Raw genomic sequence first — 15,848 nt, 5'->3', positions numbered from 1 at the left:
AGTCGCGCGCCGCGCGCGCGGCCCCCTGCGCTCCTACGCCCCTGCGCCCCTGCTCAATCACTCTCCCCCCGCCGGCGCGCTCGCTCCCGGCCCGCCGAGCAGCGCGTCCAGCTCGGCCTCGCCCTTGTCCTCCGCCGCCCTGCGCCGGCGGCGGCGGATCCACTCGGCCGCGTCGTCGAAGAGCGAGTAGGCCACCGGCACCGCGAGCAGCGTGAGGACGAGGGAGAGCGACTGGCCGCCGAGCACGATGGCCCCCGTCGTCCGGTTCTGGCCCGAGCCGACCCCGTGCGAGAGCACGAGCGGGATCATGCCGGCCACGAAGGCGATCGTCGTCATGAGGATCGGGCGGAGCCGGTCCTTGTTCGCCTGCAGGATCGCCTGGAGCCGCGGCATCCCCTCCGCGCGCAGGTGGTTCGTGTGATCGATCTGGAGGATCGCGTTCTTCTTCACCACGCCGAAGAGGACGAGCAGCCCGAGCCCCGAGAAGAGGTTCAGCGACTGGCCGAAGAGCTTGAGCGAGAGCAGCGCGAACGGCACCGTGAGCGGCAGCGAGAGCAGGATCGTGATCGGGTGGAGCCACGACTCGAACTGCGCCGCGAGGATGAGGTACATGAACACGAACGCGAGCCCGATGACGACGACGAAGCTCGCCGCCGTGCTCGCCGTGTTCTTGGAGCTGCCCACCGGCTGCGCGGAGTAGCCCGCCGGCATCCGCTGCTCGGCGACGATCCTGTCGAGCGCCGCCTGCACCGCCGAGTCGCCGACGCCGGGAGCGGCGTTCGCGCTGATCGTGATCTGCCGGCGCCGGCCGAGGCGGCCGATCGACGAGGGGCCGCTGTCGGGCTCCATCGTGACCACGCTGTGGAGCGGCACGGCGCCGTGCTTGGACGAGGGCACCGTGAGGAACGCGAGGCTCTCGGCGTCGGCGCGGTGCTTCGCGTCCGCGCGCACGCGGACGTCGTACTGCTCGCCGGCCTCCGAGTACGTCGACACCTTGAGCCCGCCGACGAAGAGCTGGAGCGCGCCGGCCACGTCGGCCACCTGGACGCCGAGATCCGCGGCGCGATCGCGATCGATGACCGCGCGCAGCTCGGGCTTGCCCACGACGAGGCTGTTGTCGACGTCCACCGCGCCGGGGACCTTTCGCAGCTCCTCGGTGATGCGCGCCGCGTACTCCCCCAGCCGGTCGAGATCCGGCCCCTGGAGCGCCACCTGGATCCGCGCCGACGACTGGCCGCCGGACGAGACCGCCTGCACCTCGCCGGCCGTGACGCGCAGCTCCTTCGGCAGCTTCGCGAGGATCTCCTCGCGCACCCGCTGCATGATCGCGAGCTGCCCGAGCGCCCGCTGCTCCGGGTCGACGAGCATCACGTAGACCTTGGCGACGTTCGCGGCCTGCTGCTCGCCCTCCCCCACGGTCAGGAGCGTCCGGGTGACGCCCGGGAGCCGGCGCACGTCGCCGGCGATCCGCTCCGCGATAAGGCGGGTCGAGGTGAGGCTCGTCCCCTCGGGCGCGCGCATGTTGATCTCGAACTGCGCCTGATCGTCGTCCGGGAGGAAGCCGGCGGGCAGCGTCTTCGCGATCGGCGCGCACGAGCCGAGCGCGACCGCCGAGGCGACGACGATCACCCAGCGGCGCTTCATCACCCACGAGAGCGCGGCCATGTAGGCGCGCTCGATCGGCCGGTAGAAGACGTCGACGGCGCGCTCGAGGACCGACGGCTTCGCGGGGGCGCCGTGCCGCGCGTGCCCCGAGAGCCACCGCGCGGCGAGCGAGGGCGTGAGGGAGAAGCTGACGATCAGCGAGACCCCGATCGCGAACGCCATCGTGAGGCCGAAGCTCTTGAGGAAGCGCCCCACGATCCCGGGCATGAACGCGACAGGGATGAAGACCGCCATGAGCGACAGCGTGGTCGCCAGCACCGCGAGGCCGATCTCCTTCGTCGCGAGGACGGCGGCCGGGAACGGCTTCATGCCCTTCTCGTCGATGTAGCGGACGATGTTCTCGAGCACGACGATGGCGTCGTCGATGACGATGCCCACGGCGAGCGCGAGCGCGAGCAGCGTGAGGAAATTCAGCGTGAAGCCGGCGATCCACATCACCGCGAACGTGCCGACGACCGAGATCGGGATCGCGAGCGCCGCGATGAGCGTGCTGCGGGCGTTGCCGAGGAAGAGGAGCACCACCGCCGCGGCGAGGAGGGCGCCGAGGACGAGGTGCTCCTTCACGGCGGCGATGCCCGTGCGGATCACGCGCGAGCCGTCGCGCACGACCTCGATCTTCGTCCCCTCGGGCAGCGAGCGCTGCACCTCGTCGAGGCGCGCCTTCACGGCGTCGACGACGGCCACGGTGTTCTGGCCCGACTGCTTGACCACCGACAGGAGGACGGTGCGCCGCTCGTCGAGCTGGGCCCAGGTCGTCTCCTCCGCGCGGCCGTCCTCGACGCGGGCGACGTCCGAGAGGCGCACGGCGTGGCCGTCCTGCTCCCGGAGGACGATGCGGCCGAGGGCCTCGGGCGACTCGACGCGCCCCATCACGCGGAGCGTGAGGTCCTCGGGGCCGGTCTCGACGCTGCCGCCCGGCGTCATCAGGTTCTGCGCCGCGATCGCCCGCTGCACCTCGGCCGCGGTGATCCCCTGCGCCCGCAGGGCGATCGGGTCGAGCCAGACGTTGATCTGCCGGCTCTGCGCGCCGATCAGGCTGACCTGGCCGACGCCGGAGATGCTCTCGATCTGCCGGCGCACCCGCTTGTCGACGATCTCGCTGAGCTCGCGGATCGGCTGATCCGACGCCACGGAGACGAGCAGCACCGGGGCCGCGCCAAGGTCGATCCTGCTCACGATCGGCGGGTCGATGCCCTTGGGCAGGCTGGGCAGGACGACGCTTATCTTGTCGCGCACCTCCTGGGCCGCGACGTCGGCGTCCTTCTCCAGCTCGAAGCCGACCACGACCTGGCTCACGCCCTGGGTCGACGTCGAGCGCAGCTCCTCGATGCCGCTGATGGTGTTCACCGCGCCCTCGATCCGGTCCGAGATCTCGGCCTCGACCTCCTCGGGCGCGGCGCCGTCGAGGCGCGTCGTGACGACGACGAACGGGACGTCGATGTCGGGGAACTGGTCGAGGCCGAGCCGGGTGTAGCCGGCGACGCCGAGGACCACGATGACGAGCATGAGGACCGACGCGAAGACGGGCCTCTTGACGCAGACGCGAGCGAGCCACTGCATGACGACCTCACTCCACGGCTTGGCCGTTCTGGAGCGCCTCGGACGGGTTGATGACGATCGCTTCCCCTGCGCGGACGCCGCGGAGGACGGCCACGGCGTCGCCCTTCTCCACGCCGGTCTGCACGACGCGCTCTTCCAGCCGGTGGTCGACGACGGCGAACAGGTGCGCGCGCCCGTCCCGCGGGACGAGGGCGGACCTCGGCACCACCGGGCTCGGCACCTCGGCCGTGGCGAGCGCGACGGACGCGAACATGCCCGGCCGCAGCGCGCCGTCGGGGTCCTGCACCTCGGCCTCGGCGACGAGATCGCGCGTTGTCTCGCGGACCGCGGCGCCTACCCAGCGCACCGTGCCCGCGAACGACCGCCCCGGGTACGCCGGCACGGTGAACGTCAGCGCGCCGCCTGTCTTGACGGCCGCGAGGCTCGCCTCGGGCACGGTGAAGCGGAGGCGCGGCGCGCCCTTCGAGACGAGCGCGACGACCCGGGAGTCCTGGCGGACGTACTCGCCGACGTCGACGAAGCGCTCGGCGACCACGCCGTCGAACGGCGCGCGGATCTGGCCGTCGCCGACGCCCTGCGCGGCGGCGCGGGCGCGGGCGGAGGCGGCCGCGACCGAGAGCGGCGCGCTCCGGCACTGGTCGGCGATCCGGTCGTGCTCGACGCCGGAGATCGCGCCGCTCTCGAGCAGCGCCCCGTAGCGCTCGCACTCGCGCTTCGCCGTCTCTTCCTGGGCGCGCGTCAGCGCGGCGTTCGCCTGCGCCTCCGCGGCGGAGAGCGCGGCGGCGCGGACGTCGAGGCGCGCGATCAGGTCGCCCTTCTTCACCTCGGCGCCGCGCTCGACGAACGTCTCGACCACGCGGCCGACCGCGTTCGCGGCGAGATCGGTCTCCCGATCCCCGCGCAGCGTGCCGGTGAGCGCGATGCTGCGCGGCATGGGCTGCTCGCGCACCTCCGCGGTCTCGACGCGGGCCCTGGGCCCGTCCGTCTCGGCGGCGGTGGAGGCGCTGGCCCTGGTCCCGCAGCCCGCCGCTGCGGCGGCGAGCGCGACGAGCAGGAGGAGGCTTCGGGCGCGGCCTTTCGTCGTTGTGTGGCTCAAGGGTCCCTCGGGGCAGCGTCGGTCGCGGAGCGGCCTGGTGCGGGTGGAGCACGGCCCTCGGCGGAGCACGGCGCAGCGCGCGTCGGCGCACGCGCCGGTGCGCTGCGCCATCCGCTCGTTCCCCGTCGCCCAGCCTCCGGCCCCACCGCCCGGGCGCGCTGGCGCCCAGGCGACCGCAACCGACAGTTGCGATGGGTATAACACGGCCGGAGCCGACCGCAACCGCTGGTTGCGATGATCGCAACGAAAGGGTGCGATAGCCGGCCGCGCCGTGAAATTGGGCTGGCGTGTGCCGCGCGGCGGAACTTCAATGACGGTTGATGCAGGCGACGACGGCGAAGCGCACGGCGAAGCGAGGCTCCGCGAAGACGCGCGCGCTCGTGCGCGGCGAGCCTGTCGTGCGGGGCATCCTCGCCGCCACGCTGGAGGAGCTCGCCAGCGCGGGGTACCGCGCGCTCCGGATCGAGGACGTGGCGACGCGCGCGGGGGTCAACAAGACCACGGTCTACCGGCGCTGGCCGACGAAGGAGGATCTGGTGCGGGCCGCGCTCCTGTCGGTCACGGACGAGAAGATCATCCCGCCGAACACGGGCTCGCTCCGTGGAGATCTCGTCGCGCTCGGGCGCGCGATCATCGAGATCCAGGCGTCGCCGGTGGGGCAGAGCCTCTTTCACGTGTGCCTGTCCGAGGGGCCCGACTCGGAGCTCATGACCATCGCCCGCTCGCTGCGCGCGGTCCAGGAGGCAGGGCTGCTGGCCATCATCGAGGCCGCGGTCGCGCGCGGCGAGGTCGCGCCGAGCGCGGATCCGCTGCTGCCGTGCGAGCTGCTCGCGGCCTATCTCCGGCACAAGATGCTCGCGGACCGCACGATCGTGGGCGAGGCCCAGCTCGCTCACGTCATCGACGTGATCCTCCAGGGCGTGCTGCGCCCCGACAGCCGGAAGCGGGCCTGAGCCGCGGGGGGCGGCGGGGACGGCGCGGCGCCCGGGCGAGGATCAGACGGCGAGGGACTTCCACCGGCCGCGCGCGAAGGCGACGGCGAGGAGCGCGCTGCGGCAGATCCAGTCGGCGGTGCTCCCCATCCAGACGCCGACGAGGCCGTGGCCGAGGGTCACCGCGAACAGCCACGTCCCGCCGAGCCGGACGAGCAGCGAGCAGACCAGCGTGACGGCGAGCACGGTCCGGGTGTCGCCGGCGCCGCGGAGCCCCATCCCCATGACCGTGGCGAACGCCATGAACGGCTGCGCCACGGCGGCCACGGGGAGCGCGCGCTCTCCGAGCGCGAGGAGCGCGGGGTCGCTGGAGAACGCGAGCAGGAGCGGGCGCGGGGCGAGCGCGAACAGGACGCCGAACGCGGAGAGGGCGACGATGGCCATGAGGGCCGCGACGAGCCCCACGCGCGCGGCGTCGCGGGGGCTGCGCGCGCCGAGGCGCTGCGCCATGAGCGCCCCGGCGGCGATGCCGAACCCTTCGGCGGACAGGAAGCAGACCGACTCGACGGCGATGAGCGCCTGGTTCGCGGCCATCGCGGCGGCGCCGAGCAGCCCGATGATCGCGACGAACCCCATGTAGCCGGCGTGGTAGGCGGAGCGCTCGGCGAACGCCGGCAGCGCGACCCGGAGGACCCGCGAGAGCGCCGCGGCGCTCGCCTGCGGGGCGGCGGCCGGCGCTGACCGGAGGGGCAGCGGGCTCGATCGCGACAGGAGCGCCGCGGTGAGCAGCAGCGCCTCGGTCGCCATGGTGCACGCGACGCCGACGGCCGCGCCGCGCACGCCGAGCGCGGGCAGTCCGAGGTGGCCGAAGATGAGGACGGCGCTGACCGCCACGTTGACGAGGTTGCCGAGGGTGGCCACGGCGAGCGGCGTCCTCGTGTCGCCGACGCCCTGCAGCGCGGCCGCGGCGGTGGCCTCGACGAACGCGAGCGGGAGCGCCGGAAGCACGATCCCGAGGTACGCGGCCGCCTGCTCGATGACCGCCCCGCCGGCGTGCGGGAAGAGCGCGCGGAGCAGCGGGCCGCAGGCGAGGAGCAGCGGCAGCGCGATCGCCGCCCCGAGGGCGAGCGCGAAGAGGAGCGAGGCGCGCGCCGCCGCGGCGGCCGCGTCGCGATCGCCGCCGCCCACGCTGCGCGCGACGACGGCGAGCGTGCCGGCGGACGTGGCGCTGAAGACGGAGACGATGGTCCACGTGAGCGTCCCGCAGATCTGCATCGAGGCGAGCGCGGTCGTGGAGTAGCGACCGACCATGCCGCGCCCGACGAGGAAGACCAGCGTCAGGAGCAGCATGTGCGTGATCGCGGGCCAGGCGAGCCGCCAGACCTGCCCCGCCAGCGCCGCCCATTCCCGCGCCGCGGGGGCGGCGCGCTGGGCCGTCGGGGAGCCTGTCGCGCCCACGCGGCTACCGTAGCGCCGAGCCGGCGCCCGTCGAGGCGAGCGAGCAGGCGGCAAGGCGGCCCGCGCTGGGCGCGGCGATCGGGTCGGTCTCGGCGCGCGGCGCCGCGGCGCGCCGGCCCGCGCGCGAGGTGTGCGGCGTACCTCTCGGCGACAGAGGATATTTTATTGCAAATGTTGCAAATGACATTTTGTTGCATTAACTCGAGCCCACGCCAGACCTGGGCCCGGCCGATCGCGCCGCGGCCGCGGGTGCGCCTCGTTCACCCCGCGCCGCGCGCGCGGCAGGCGCACCCGCCCGCGCTGGAGCGCGCCGGCGCTGGCGAGAGAGGATCTCGACGTGACGCAAAAGCTTCCTGTGACCGTGCTGTCCGGCTTCCTGGGCGCCGGCAAGACCACGCTGCTGAACCATGTCCTCGCGAACCGCGATTCGATGCGCGTCGCGGTGATCGTCAACGACATGAGCGAGGTCAACGTCGACGCCGCGCTCGTCCGGGGCGGGGGCGCGGCGCTGCGCCGCGTGGAGGAGCGGCTCGTCGAGATGTCGAACGGCTGCATCTGCTGCACGCTCCGGGAGGATCTCCTTGTCGAGGTGGCCCGCCTGGCGGCCGAGGGGCGCTTCGACTACCTGCTGATCGAGTCGACGGGCATCTCGGAGCCGCTCCCGGTCGCCGAGACGTTCACCTTCGACGATCCGACGACGGGCAAGAGCCTCTCGGAGGTCGCCCGGCTCGACACGCTGGTCACCGTCGTCGACGCGCAGCGGTTCCTCGCCGACTGGACGAGCGCCGACGACCTGCGCGCGCGCGAGGCCGCGCTGGACGGCGACGACGAGCGCACGGTCGCGGATCTGCTCGTCGAGCAGATCGAGTTCGCGAACGTGCTCGTGCTCAACAAGACGGATCTCGTGAGCGATGACGAGGTCGAGCGCCTCACGGCGATGCTGCTGCACCTGAACCCCGGCGCCCGGATCGTCAGGGCCTGCCGCGGCCGGGTCGATCCTCGCGAGATCCTCGGCACCGGGCGCTTCGACTTCGAGGAGGCGGCGCGCTCGCCCGGCTGGATGCGGGAGCTGCGCGGGGAGCACGTCCCCGAGACCGAGGAGTACGGGATCGAGAGCTTCGTCTACTCGGCGGAGCGCCCGATGCACCCGGAGCGGCTCTGGGCCTTCCTCCACGGGGCGGCCGCCTGGGATGGAGTGCTCCGGTCGAAGGGGTTCTTCTGGCTGGCGACGCGCATGGACATCACAGGCGCCTGGTCGCAGGCGGGCGGCGCCGCCTCGTTCGAGGCGGCCGGGCTCTGGTACGCCGCCTTGCCGGAGGAGGAGCGGCCGGAGGACGAGCGGCCGTGCGCCGCGTGGCATCCGGTCTGGGGGGACCGGCGGCAGGAGATCGTGTTCATCGGCGTCGACATGGTTCGAGAGGAGCTCACGCGCGGGCTCGACGCCTGCTTGCTCACGCCGGGCGAGATGGCCGCAGGGCCCTCCGCCTGGAGCCGGTTCGAGGATCCCTTCCCGGCGTGGGAGGACGCGAGTGAGCCGGATGAACAGGAGAGCGAGGCCGGGCTGGCGCAGCTGCGGGCCTAAGGCGCTCCCTGCAGGATGGCTGACGCGGCCTCGGCGGCGCGGTCATGCAGCGCAGCGCATCCACGCTGGCTGCACGACCGCGAGCGCTGAAGTCGCGACTACTTGCCTCCTCCCTTCGAGATCTTCCCTTCCGTGAAGATCACGTGTTTGCGGGCGATCGGATCGTACTTCTTCATCTGCATCTTCTCCGTCATCGTCCGTTTGTTCTTCGTCGTGTAGTAGCAGTGACCCGTCCCCGCAGAGGAGACGAGCTTGATGACATCGCGCATGAGGTGCCCTCCTTGTCGCCGTTCGGCGTCAGGCCGCGCTCCGCGGCAGCGGCGGATCGCCTAACCTGCTGGATGCGACACCATTACTTCAGCCTCGCCTCTGATGCAAATAGATTGCATCAACGGCGAAGACTCATGGCATCTCGTCTCATGAGTCTTCGTCGCGGCGGCGCTTCGCGTGCACCGGGCTCCCCCGGAGCGAGGCGACCCTGCGAACAGGGTCACCCGCCCTCACGTCGAGTCAGCATTCCCTCCAGAGATCGCCGCTGCGCGGCGTTCAGCCGGATCCCCGGTCGCCGGAGCCGGAGCTGGCCCTCCGCCTCGCTCACGTTCGCCGCGAGCCCCCGATTCAACAGCAGGGCTGCCGCGATCGTCGCCGAGCGACCATGGCCGGACGCGCAATGCAGGTAGATCGCCGCCTTGCCGTGCAGTCGATGGATGAGCTCACGCAGCGCGCCCGCTTCGGGAGCTGTGCCGTCGAGCACCGGCACGCACAGGTAACCTGGATGGCGGCGCATCGCGGCGGCGGCGGGAAACTCCGCCGTCAGGTCCACGATCACCCGCACGCCTTCCGGTAGCTCCTGCCCGCAGGGGCGCCGACCGACCCAGAGCCCCGGCACCACCTCGTTCGCGCAGTCCTCACGCCCGAGCAGGCGCTCGCCGTGCCATATCGACCACGTGAGCAAGAAGTACGGCGCGAACAGCAGGCAGGCCCACCACGCCAGCGTGCCGTCGACCCGCTTTCCTAGCAGGGCGGGCTGGCGCGCCAGGTAGGCAGCGCCGACGAGGGCGAAGCTCAGCGCCGGCCAGAGCAGGGCGAGCCCGGCGCCGCCGGCGACGACGGCGAGCCACAGGAGCGACGCGCTCAGCGCGATGAACAAGGAGCCGTAGCGCATCGAGCGCCCTGATCGTACGGCCCGGGCTCAGCCGGCGCGAGCCTGCCGCATCACCGTCGCCAGGACGCGCTGCGCCACGCATCATGGAGCGAATACAGGCTTTACAGAGCGCGCAAATGGTGGATCATGCGGTCGACGCTGCGCGAGCGCGCGATGGCCTTCAACACGGCACCCACGGTGCCCCGGGGCGTTCCCGCGGAGGCAGCGTGAGAGACGTGTTGAAGCGATTCCAGGATTGCATCGAGAGTGCGTGGGTGGACGCGCAAGGCCGCGCGGCCCTGGCATCGCGATCGACGGGACGACCCTGTAGGAAGGTGCGGACATGAAGCTGTTTCGGTTTGCGAGCGGTGGCGGTCCTCGGCTCGGGCTCGAGGACGAGCGGGGAGCGCGCCACGACCTCACGGCGGCGTCCCCGGAGGCGTTCGCGTCCGTCGCCTCGTGGCTCACCTTGCCGGATCCCCTCGGCGCGGTGCGCGACGCGCGCGCGCGCGCTGCGGCCCACCCCCTCCCGCCCGACGTCCCGCTGCTCGCCCCGATCGACGGGCAGGAAGTCTGGGCGGCAGGCGTCACGTACGAGCGCTCGCGCGCCGCGCGCAAAGAGGAGAGCGCCGGCGGCGGCGACTTCTACGACCTCGTGTACGAGGCCGAGCGCCCCGAGCTGTTCTTCAAGGCGACGCCCCGCCTGGTCGTCGGCCCGGGCGCGCCGGTGCGCATCCGCCGCGACTCGAGCTGGAACGTGCCCGAGCCGGAGCTCTCGCTCGTCGTCTCCGCGGCGGGCCGAATCGTCGGCTACACGGCCGGCAACGACGTCTCGTCGCGCTCCATCGAGGGCGACAATCCCCTCTACCTGCCGCAGGCGAAGGTCTATGACGGCTGCTGCGCGCTCGGCCCCGCCATCGTGCTCGCGGACGAGCCCGGGCTGAACCTGCGCGCGCTCTCCATCGAGCTCGCGATCCGGCGCAGGGGCGAGGCGGTGTTCACGGGGAAGACCTCGACCGCGAGCATGCGGCGCTCGCCCGAGGAGCTCGTCGCCTACCTCACGCGCGAGCTGAGCTTCCCCGCGGGCGTCATCCTCATGACCGGGACCGGCATCGTCCCGCCGGACTCGTTCACCCTGGAGCCTGACGACCTCGTGGAGATCACGATCCACGGCGTCGGCACGCTGGCAAACCCCGTATCTCGAGGTTGACGAGGCGCCCCATGGAATTTCTCGCCCACAACGCCGCCACTGGCGAAAAACTCGGCGCCTACCGTGACGCCACCGCCGCCGAGATCGACGCCGCCGCCCGCGCCGCCGTCGCTGCGGCGCCGGCCTTCGCCGGCCTCGCGCCGGAGCTGCGCGCCCGGCTCCTGGAGACCGCCGCCGACGAGATCATGGCGCTCGGCGACCCCCTGATCCAGACCGCGCACCGGGAAACCGGGCTGCCCGTCGCCCGCCTCGAAGGCGAACGCGCCCGCACCACCGGCCAGCTGCGCCTCTTCGCCGCCGTCGCGCGCGAGGGCTCCTGGGTCGACGCCCGGATCGATCCCGCGCTGCCAGACCGCAAGCCGCTCCCGCGCCCCGACGTGCGCCGCATGCTGCGGCCGCTCGGCCCGGTCGCCGTCTTCGGCGCGAGCAATTTCCCCCTCGCGTTCTCCGTCGCCGGCGGCGACACCGCCTCCGCCCTCGCCGCGGGCAACCCGGTCGTGGTCAAGGCCCACCCGGCGCACCCGGGTACCTCCGAGCTCGCGGCCTCGGCCCTGCGCTCGGCCGTGCAGAAGGCGGGCCTGCCCGCGGGCGTGTTCGGCATGGCGCACGGCGCCTCGCCCGAGGTCTCGCTCGCGCTGGTGCGCCACGAGGCCATCCAGGCGGTGGGCTTCACCGGGTCCACCCGCGCGGGCCGCGCCCTCTGTGACGCCGCCGCGGCCCGCCCGCGGCCCATCCCCGTCTTTGCCGAGATGAGCAGCATCAACCCGCTCGTCGTGCTGCCCGGCGCGCTGCGCGAGCGCCGCGACGCGATCGCCGAGGGGCTCATCACCTCGTGCACGCTCGGCGTCGGCCAGTTCTGCACAAAGCCCGGCCTCGTCCTGGGGCTGGCCTCCCCCGAGTGGGATGCGTTCGCGCGGTCGGTCGCCGACCGGGCCCGCGCCGTCACGCCCGGGGTGATGCTGCACGCCGGTATCCAGGCGTCGTTCGACCGCTCCGTGCGGGAGCTGAGAGGCGTGGAGTGGCTGACCGACGCCGGCGCGCGCGTCGCTCGCGTCTCCGCCGCCGACTTCGCGCGGGAGCCGCACCTCGCGCACGAGATCTTCGGGCCGTACACGCTGCTCGTCACCGCTTCGAGCCGCGGCGAGCTGCTCCAGCTCCTCGGCGCGCTCGACGGCCAGCTCACCGCCACGCTTCACGGGACCGCCGACGACCTCGCCGCCGCCCAGGACCTCGTCGATGTCCTGGGCCGGGTCGCGGGCCGCCTCGTCTTCGACGGCTACCCCACCGGCGTGGAGGTGTCGCCCGCCATGCACCACGGCGGGCCGTATCCAGCGAGCAGCGACGTGCGCTTCACGTCGGTTGGCACCGCGGCCATCCTCCGCTTCGCGCGCCCCGTTTGCTACCAGTCGTGTCCACCCGCGCTGCTCCCGCCGGAGCTCCGCGACGAGAATCCGCTCGGGATATCGCGCCTCGTCGACGGCCGGGCCACCCGCGACGCCATCGCACCTGGCGCCCCCCGCGCATGAGCCACGACCCGGTATTCGAGTCCGGCAGCGAGGCGATCTACACCCTGCGCACGACCGCGCCCGGACCGTCGGGGCGCCTCCCGCTCGGGGCCGAGCAGCTGCGCGCCATGTCGAGCGGCGAGCTGTTCGGCTGGACCCAGAACGCCGGGATGGGGTGGAATCCCGCGCGCCTGAACGGGAAGCAGTTCCTCGTGCTCAGCACGCAGGGCGGGATCCGCGCGCCCGACGGCACGCCGATCGCGCTCGGGTACCACACGGGGCACTGGGAGGTGGGGCTGCTCATGGAGGAGGCAGCCCGCACCTTCACCGCCGGCGGGGCCATCCCGTTCGCCGGCTATGTCAGCGATCCGTGCGACGGGCGGACGAATGGCACCGTCGGCATGCTCGACAGCCTCGCTTACCGCAACGACGCCGCCATCGTCTTTCGACGGCTGATCCGCTCGCTGCCCACCCGCCGGGGCGTGCTCGGCGTCGCCACCTGCGACAAGGGCCTGCCGGCCATGCTGATGGCGCTCGCCGGCACCCCCGACCTCCCCACGGTGATCGTGCCGGGAGGCGTCACGCTCCTCGCGGAGGAGGCCGAGGACACCGCCAAGGTCCAGACGCTCGCGGCGCGTTATGCGCGCGGGGAGGTGAGCCTCGATTACGCCGCCGAGATGGGCTGCCGCGCCTGCGGTTCCCCCGGCGGCGGCTGCCAGTTCATGGGCACGGCCGCGACGAGCCAGGTGGTGGCGGAGGCGCTCGGCCTCGCCCTCCCGCACGGCGCGCTCAGCCCGTCGGGCGCCGAGATCTGGCGCGACCTCGCCCGCCGCTCCGCGCACGCGCTCATGGCCCTCGAGCGACGCGGCGTGACCACGCGGGACATCGTCACCGACGACTCGGTCCACAACGCCATGGTGCTGCATGCCGCCGTCGGCGGGTCGACCAACCTGGTGCTCCATGTGCCGGCGATCGCCCACGCGGCCGGGCTCCGGCGCCCCACGGTGGACGACTGGGCGCGCGTCAACGCCCTCGTTCCGCGGCTCGTGGACGTGCTGCCCAACGGGCCGAAACACCACGCCACCGTTCAGGTCTTCCTCGCGGGAGGCGTCCCGGAGGTCATGCTCCACCTGCGCGAGCTCGGGCTGCTGCGGCTCGGCGCGCGCACCGTCAGCGGCCTGACCCTGGGCGAGAACCTCGAGTGGTGGGAGCGCAGCGAGCGGCGCCGGCGCCTGCGCGACAAGCTGCGGCAGCTGGACGGCATCGACCCGGACGACGTGATCATGTCCGCCGGGAAGGCACGCGAGCGCGGCCTCACCAGCACGGTGACCTTCCTGCGCGGCAACCTCACGCCCGAGGGAGCGCTCGTGAAGAGCACCGCGATCGCTCCCCAGGTGATCGGGCCGGACGGCGTTTATCTTCACGAAGGGCCCGCGCGCGTGTTCGGCAGCGAGGACGCGGCGATCGAGGCGATCAAGACGGGCGCCGTGCAGCCGGGTGACGTGATGGTGCTGATCGGCATCGGCCCCGGTATCGGGATGCCGGAGACGTACCAGATCACCTCTGCCCTCAAGCACGTGAAGGACGGGCACCGTATCGCCCTGGTCACGGACGGTCGTTTCTCCGGCGTCTCCACCGGGGCGTGCATCGGCCACGTCAGCCCGGAGGCGTGGGCGGGTGGACCGATCGGCCGCGTGCGCGACGGCGACCGCATCCGGCTGCGGATCGACACGCGCAGGCTGGAGGGGACGGTGGACGTCGTGGGCGTCGATGCAGGCGGTCTCGCCGCCCGTTCGCCCAATCCAGCCCTTCAACCGGACGGCCGGGTCAACCCGGATACGCGGTTGTGGGCTGCGCTTCAGGATGCCAGCGGCGGCAGCTGGGGTGGTTGCGTCTATGATGCGGAGCGCATCATCGGGCTCCTCGGTCGCGCCATCGCCGCGGAGCGGGGCTCCTCTGGCACATGAGCTTTTGATGGTGCGTTATTTTTCCAGAAGAAAGGCGGATCACGTGAGGTTCCATCATTCAGCCATCGCGTGCAGCGTGGCTGTACGATGTGAACGATCACAACGAGAAGCTTGACTTCCGGATCGCGTTTGGATTTCCTAAGCGCCGAAACCAGAAGATCTGTCGTGGTAGGCCCCACGAGCGTCGACGATCACGTCATTGAATTGTGAGGGCGCCCGCGAAACCCGCGTGGTGTCCCGGGGATGACGCGCGACACCGTCGCTCGCCAGATACGAATCGTTGTACCCCAGTGTTTTTGCCGTGAGCGATACGGCGGCACGCAGACATTGCCCTCGTCTTTCGTGAGGGCGAGAACGTGACGACGTGGGATGGGCCGCAGAGGTCTCCATCCGACCACGTCTCTTTGCTCGAAAGGTAGCGGCACGATGTCGATTGGCCAGTTGAAGTCACGTGGATCGGCGCGGCGCGCAGCGGCGGTGTTGAGCTGTGCGCTCGGGCTCTGGGGTCTCGCTGGTCTGTCTGCTTGCAAAGACAAGCCCGACAGCGCTCCGGCCGCAGGGGGCTCCGCCAGCGCCGCGGCCGCGCAGGCGCCGAGCGTCGCGGCCGCGCAGGCGCCGAGCGGGCAGGGGCCCAAGGTCGTGCCGGGGCCCGGCTTCAACCCGGAGTGCTTCGCGCCGTGGAAGCAGGACACCAAGTATCTGCAGTGGACGGCGCGAAAGCCGCCGTTCCGCCTCGCGCTCGTCAACGGCTACGTCGGGAACGCCTGGCGCATCCAGATGGTCAAGACGGCCAAGGCCTTCGCCAAGGATCCGGCCATCGCGCCGCTGATCAAGGAGTTCAAGGTGGTGTCGACAGGCACCGACGTCGCGGCCCAGCTCGGCGCGATCGAGGACTTCATCAACCAGGGCTTCGACGGCATCGTCACGCTGGCCGTCAGCCCCGACGGCTTCGATCGCGTGATCCGGCTCGCTGACAAGAAGGACGTCATCCTGGTTCCGTTCGACAACGTGCTCGACACGGACAAGGTGATGCAGGTCAACGAGGACCAGCTGGCGATGGGGCGCCAGTGGGGCGAGTTCCTCGACAAGCAGCTCGGCGGGAAGGGCAAGGTGCTCGAGGTCCGCGGCCTGCAGGGCAACTCCGTCGATCGCGACCGCCACCTCGGCTTCCGCGAGGTCATGGAAGCGCCGGGGAAGAGCTACACCATCGTCGAGGTGGTGGGCAGCTGGGACGACGGCAAGGCGCAGAAGGCGGTGGCCGACGCGCTGGCCGTGCACCGCCAGTTCGACGCGCTCTTCGCGCAGGGCGGCTCGACGGGCGCCGTCCGCGCGCTGCTCGACGCCGGACATAAGCCGATCCCGGTCGCCACGGAGGCCGAGAACGGCGTGCGCAAGCTGATCGCGAAGCACCACGAAAAGGGCATGAAGGGCCTGTCGCTCGGCCAGTCGCCGGGGCTCGCGGCCATCGCGATGAAGGCGGCGCTCGAGGGCCTGCAAGGCAAGGTGATGCCGCAGATGATCTCCGTGCCGATCCCCGCCGCCGATCACACGACGCTGAAGGACGGCGAGAGCTTCTTCTCCCAGCTCTCCGACAACTTCTTCACGCCCAACGAGTTCCCGCCCTGCGGGGTCAACATCTCGGGCGTGAAGATCATGAACGAGTCGGAATCCGACGTGAAGTAGACGTCCAGTAAACGTCGAGCCAACGTCGAGCCAACGTCGAGTCAGC

11 protein-coding genes are annotated in these 15,848 nt (G+C 72.0%); 6 read left to right on the top strand and 5 right to left on the bottom strand.

Annotated features, from left to right (window positions below):
- Positions 1 to 57: 57 nt before the first annotated feature.
- Both WME95_RS45000 and WME95_RS44995 read right to left on the bottom strand, forming a co-directional pair.
- Positions 58 to 3,225, bottom strand: a complete 3,168-nt coding sequence (locus WME95_RS45000) for an efflux RND transporter permease subunit (protein ID WP_437905362.1) — start codon at positions 3,223 to 3,225, stop codon at positions 58 to 60.
- Between the two features lie 7 nt (positions 3,226 to 3,232).
- The gene (locus tag WME95_RS44995; protein ID WP_437905361.1) at positions 3,233 to 4,321 is read right to left on the bottom strand and encodes an efflux RND transporter periplasmic adaptor subunit; all 1,089 of its coding nucleotides are present in this window, start codon (positions 4,319 to 4,321) and stop codon (positions 3,233 to 3,235) included.
- 320 nt (positions 4,322 to 4,641) lie between these two features.
- Between WME95_RS44995 and WME95_RS44990 the strand changes: the two genes are divergently transcribed.
- Positions 4,642 to 5,274 (top strand): TetR/AcrR family transcriptional regulator, encoded by a 633-nt coding sequence (locus WME95_RS44990; RefSeq protein ID WP_437905360.1) that lies wholly within the window; start codon positions 4,642 to 4,644, stop codon positions 5,272 to 5,274.
- A gap of 42 nt (positions 5,275 to 5,316) precedes the next feature.
- Here the strand turns inward: WME95_RS44990 and WME95_RS44985 are convergent, their stop codons facing one another.
- Positions 5,317 to 6,711: an MATE family efflux transporter gene (locus tag WME95_RS44985; RefSeq protein ID WP_437905358.1), complete on the bottom strand. Its 1,395-nt coding sequence runs from the start codon at positions 6,709 to 6,711 to the stop codon at positions 5,317 to 5,319.
- A gap of 337 nt (positions 6,712 to 7,048) precedes the next feature.
- On the opposite strand from WME95_RS44985, the gene zigA reads away from it, so the two are divergent.
- On the top strand, positions 7,049 to 8,293 hold the full coding sequence (gene zigA, locus WME95_RS44980; RefSeq protein ID WP_437905356.1) for a zinc metallochaperone GTPase ZigA: 1,245 nt from the start codon (positions 7,049 to 7,051) through the stop codon (positions 8,291 to 8,293).
- Between the two features lie 98 nt (positions 8,294 to 8,391).
- Here the strand turns inward: zigA and rpmG are convergent, their stop codons facing one another.
- Both rpmG and WME95_RS44970 read right to left on the bottom strand, forming a co-directional pair.
- Positions 8,392 to 8,562: a 50S ribosomal protein L33 gene (rpmG, locus tag WME95_RS44975; RefSeq protein WP_012240854.1), complete on the bottom strand. Its 171-nt coding sequence runs from the start codon at positions 8,560 to 8,562 to the stop codon at positions 8,392 to 8,394.
- 221 nt (positions 8,563 to 8,783) lie between these two features.
- Positions 8,784 to 9,458 (bottom strand): dual specificity protein phosphatase family protein, encoded by a 675-nt coding sequence (locus WME95_RS44970; RefSeq protein ID WP_437905355.1) that lies wholly within the window; start codon positions 9,456 to 9,458, stop codon positions 8,784 to 8,786.
- A 322-nt stretch (positions 9,459 to 9,780) separates the two neighbouring features.
- On the opposite strand from WME95_RS44970, the gene WME95_RS44965 reads away from it, so the two are divergent.
- The 4 genes from WME95_RS44965 to WME95_RS44950 all read left to right on the top strand — a co-directional run bounded on the left by WME95_RS44965 (position 9,781) and on the right by WME95_RS44950 (position 15,802).
- Entirely contained in the window at positions 9,781 to 10,647 is an 867-nt protein-coding gene (locus tag WME95_RS44965) for a fumarylacetoacetate hydrolase family protein (RefSeq protein ID WP_437905353.1), read from the top strand.
- Positions 10,648 to 10,658: 11 nt separating this feature from the next.
- Positions 10,659 to 12,173: an aldehyde dehydrogenase (NADP(+)) gene (locus WME95_RS44960; RefSeq protein WP_437905352.1), complete on the top strand. Its 1,515-nt coding sequence runs from the start codon at positions 10,659 to 10,661 to the stop codon at positions 12,171 to 12,173.
- On the top strand, positions 12,170 to 14,119 hold the full coding sequence (locus tag WME95_RS44955) for a YjhG/YagF family D-xylonate dehydratase (RefSeq protein ID WP_437905351.1): 1,950 nt from the start codon (positions 12,170 to 12,172) through the stop codon (positions 14,117 to 14,119). The genes WME95_RS44960 and WME95_RS44955 overlap by 4 nt, the downstream gene beginning before the upstream one ends.
- Positions 14,120 to 14,560: 441 nt before the next feature.
- Complete coding sequence (locus tag WME95_RS44950; RefSeq protein ID WP_437905350.1) at positions 14,561 to 15,802, top strand: sugar ABC transporter substrate-binding protein; 1,242 nt, start codon at positions 14,561 to 14,563, stop codon at positions 15,800 to 15,802.
- Positions 15,803 to 15,848: the final 46 nt, after the last annotated feature.

Source organism: Sorangium sp. So ce327, assembly GCF_051530205.1.
GTDB classification, from domain to species: domain Bacteria; phylum Myxococcota_A; class Polyangia; order Polyangiales; family Polyangiaceae; genus Sorangium; species Sorangium cellulosum_B.
The sequence above is the reverse complement of the archived record's forward strand: the minus strand, read 5'-3'. Positions and strand labels throughout refer to the sequence as shown.

Excerpts from the sequence above, each read along its gene's own strand:
- WME95_RS45000 (WP_437905362.1), bottom strand. The coding sequence starts at position 3,225 with ATGCAGTGGCTCGCTCGCGTCTGCGTCAAGAGGCCCGTCTTCGCGTCG.
- WME95_RS44990 (WP_437905360.1), top strand. The coding sequence starts at position 4,642 with ATGCAGGCGACGACGGCGAAGCGCACGGCGAAGCGAGGCTCCGCGAAG.
- rpmG (WP_012240854.1), bottom strand. The coding sequence starts at position 8,562 with ATGCGCGATGTCATCAAGCTCGTCTCCTCTGCGGGGACGGGTCACTGC.
- WME95_RS44970 (WP_437905355.1), bottom strand. The coding sequence starts at position 9,458 with ATGCGCTACGGCTCCTTGTTCATCGCGCTGAGCGCGTCGCTCCTGTGG.
- WME95_RS44965 (WP_437905353.1), top strand. The coding sequence starts at position 9,781 with ATGAAGCTGTTTCGGTTTGCGAGCGGTGGCGGTCCTCGGCTCGGGCTC.
- WME95_RS44960 (WP_437905352.1), top strand. The coding sequence starts at position 10,659 with ATGGAATTTCTCGCCCACAACGCCGCCACTGGCGAAAAACTCGGCGCC.
- WME95_RS44955 (WP_437905351.1), top strand. The coding sequence starts at position 12,170 with ATGAGCCACGACCCGGTATTCGAGTCCGGCAGCGAGGCGATCTACACC.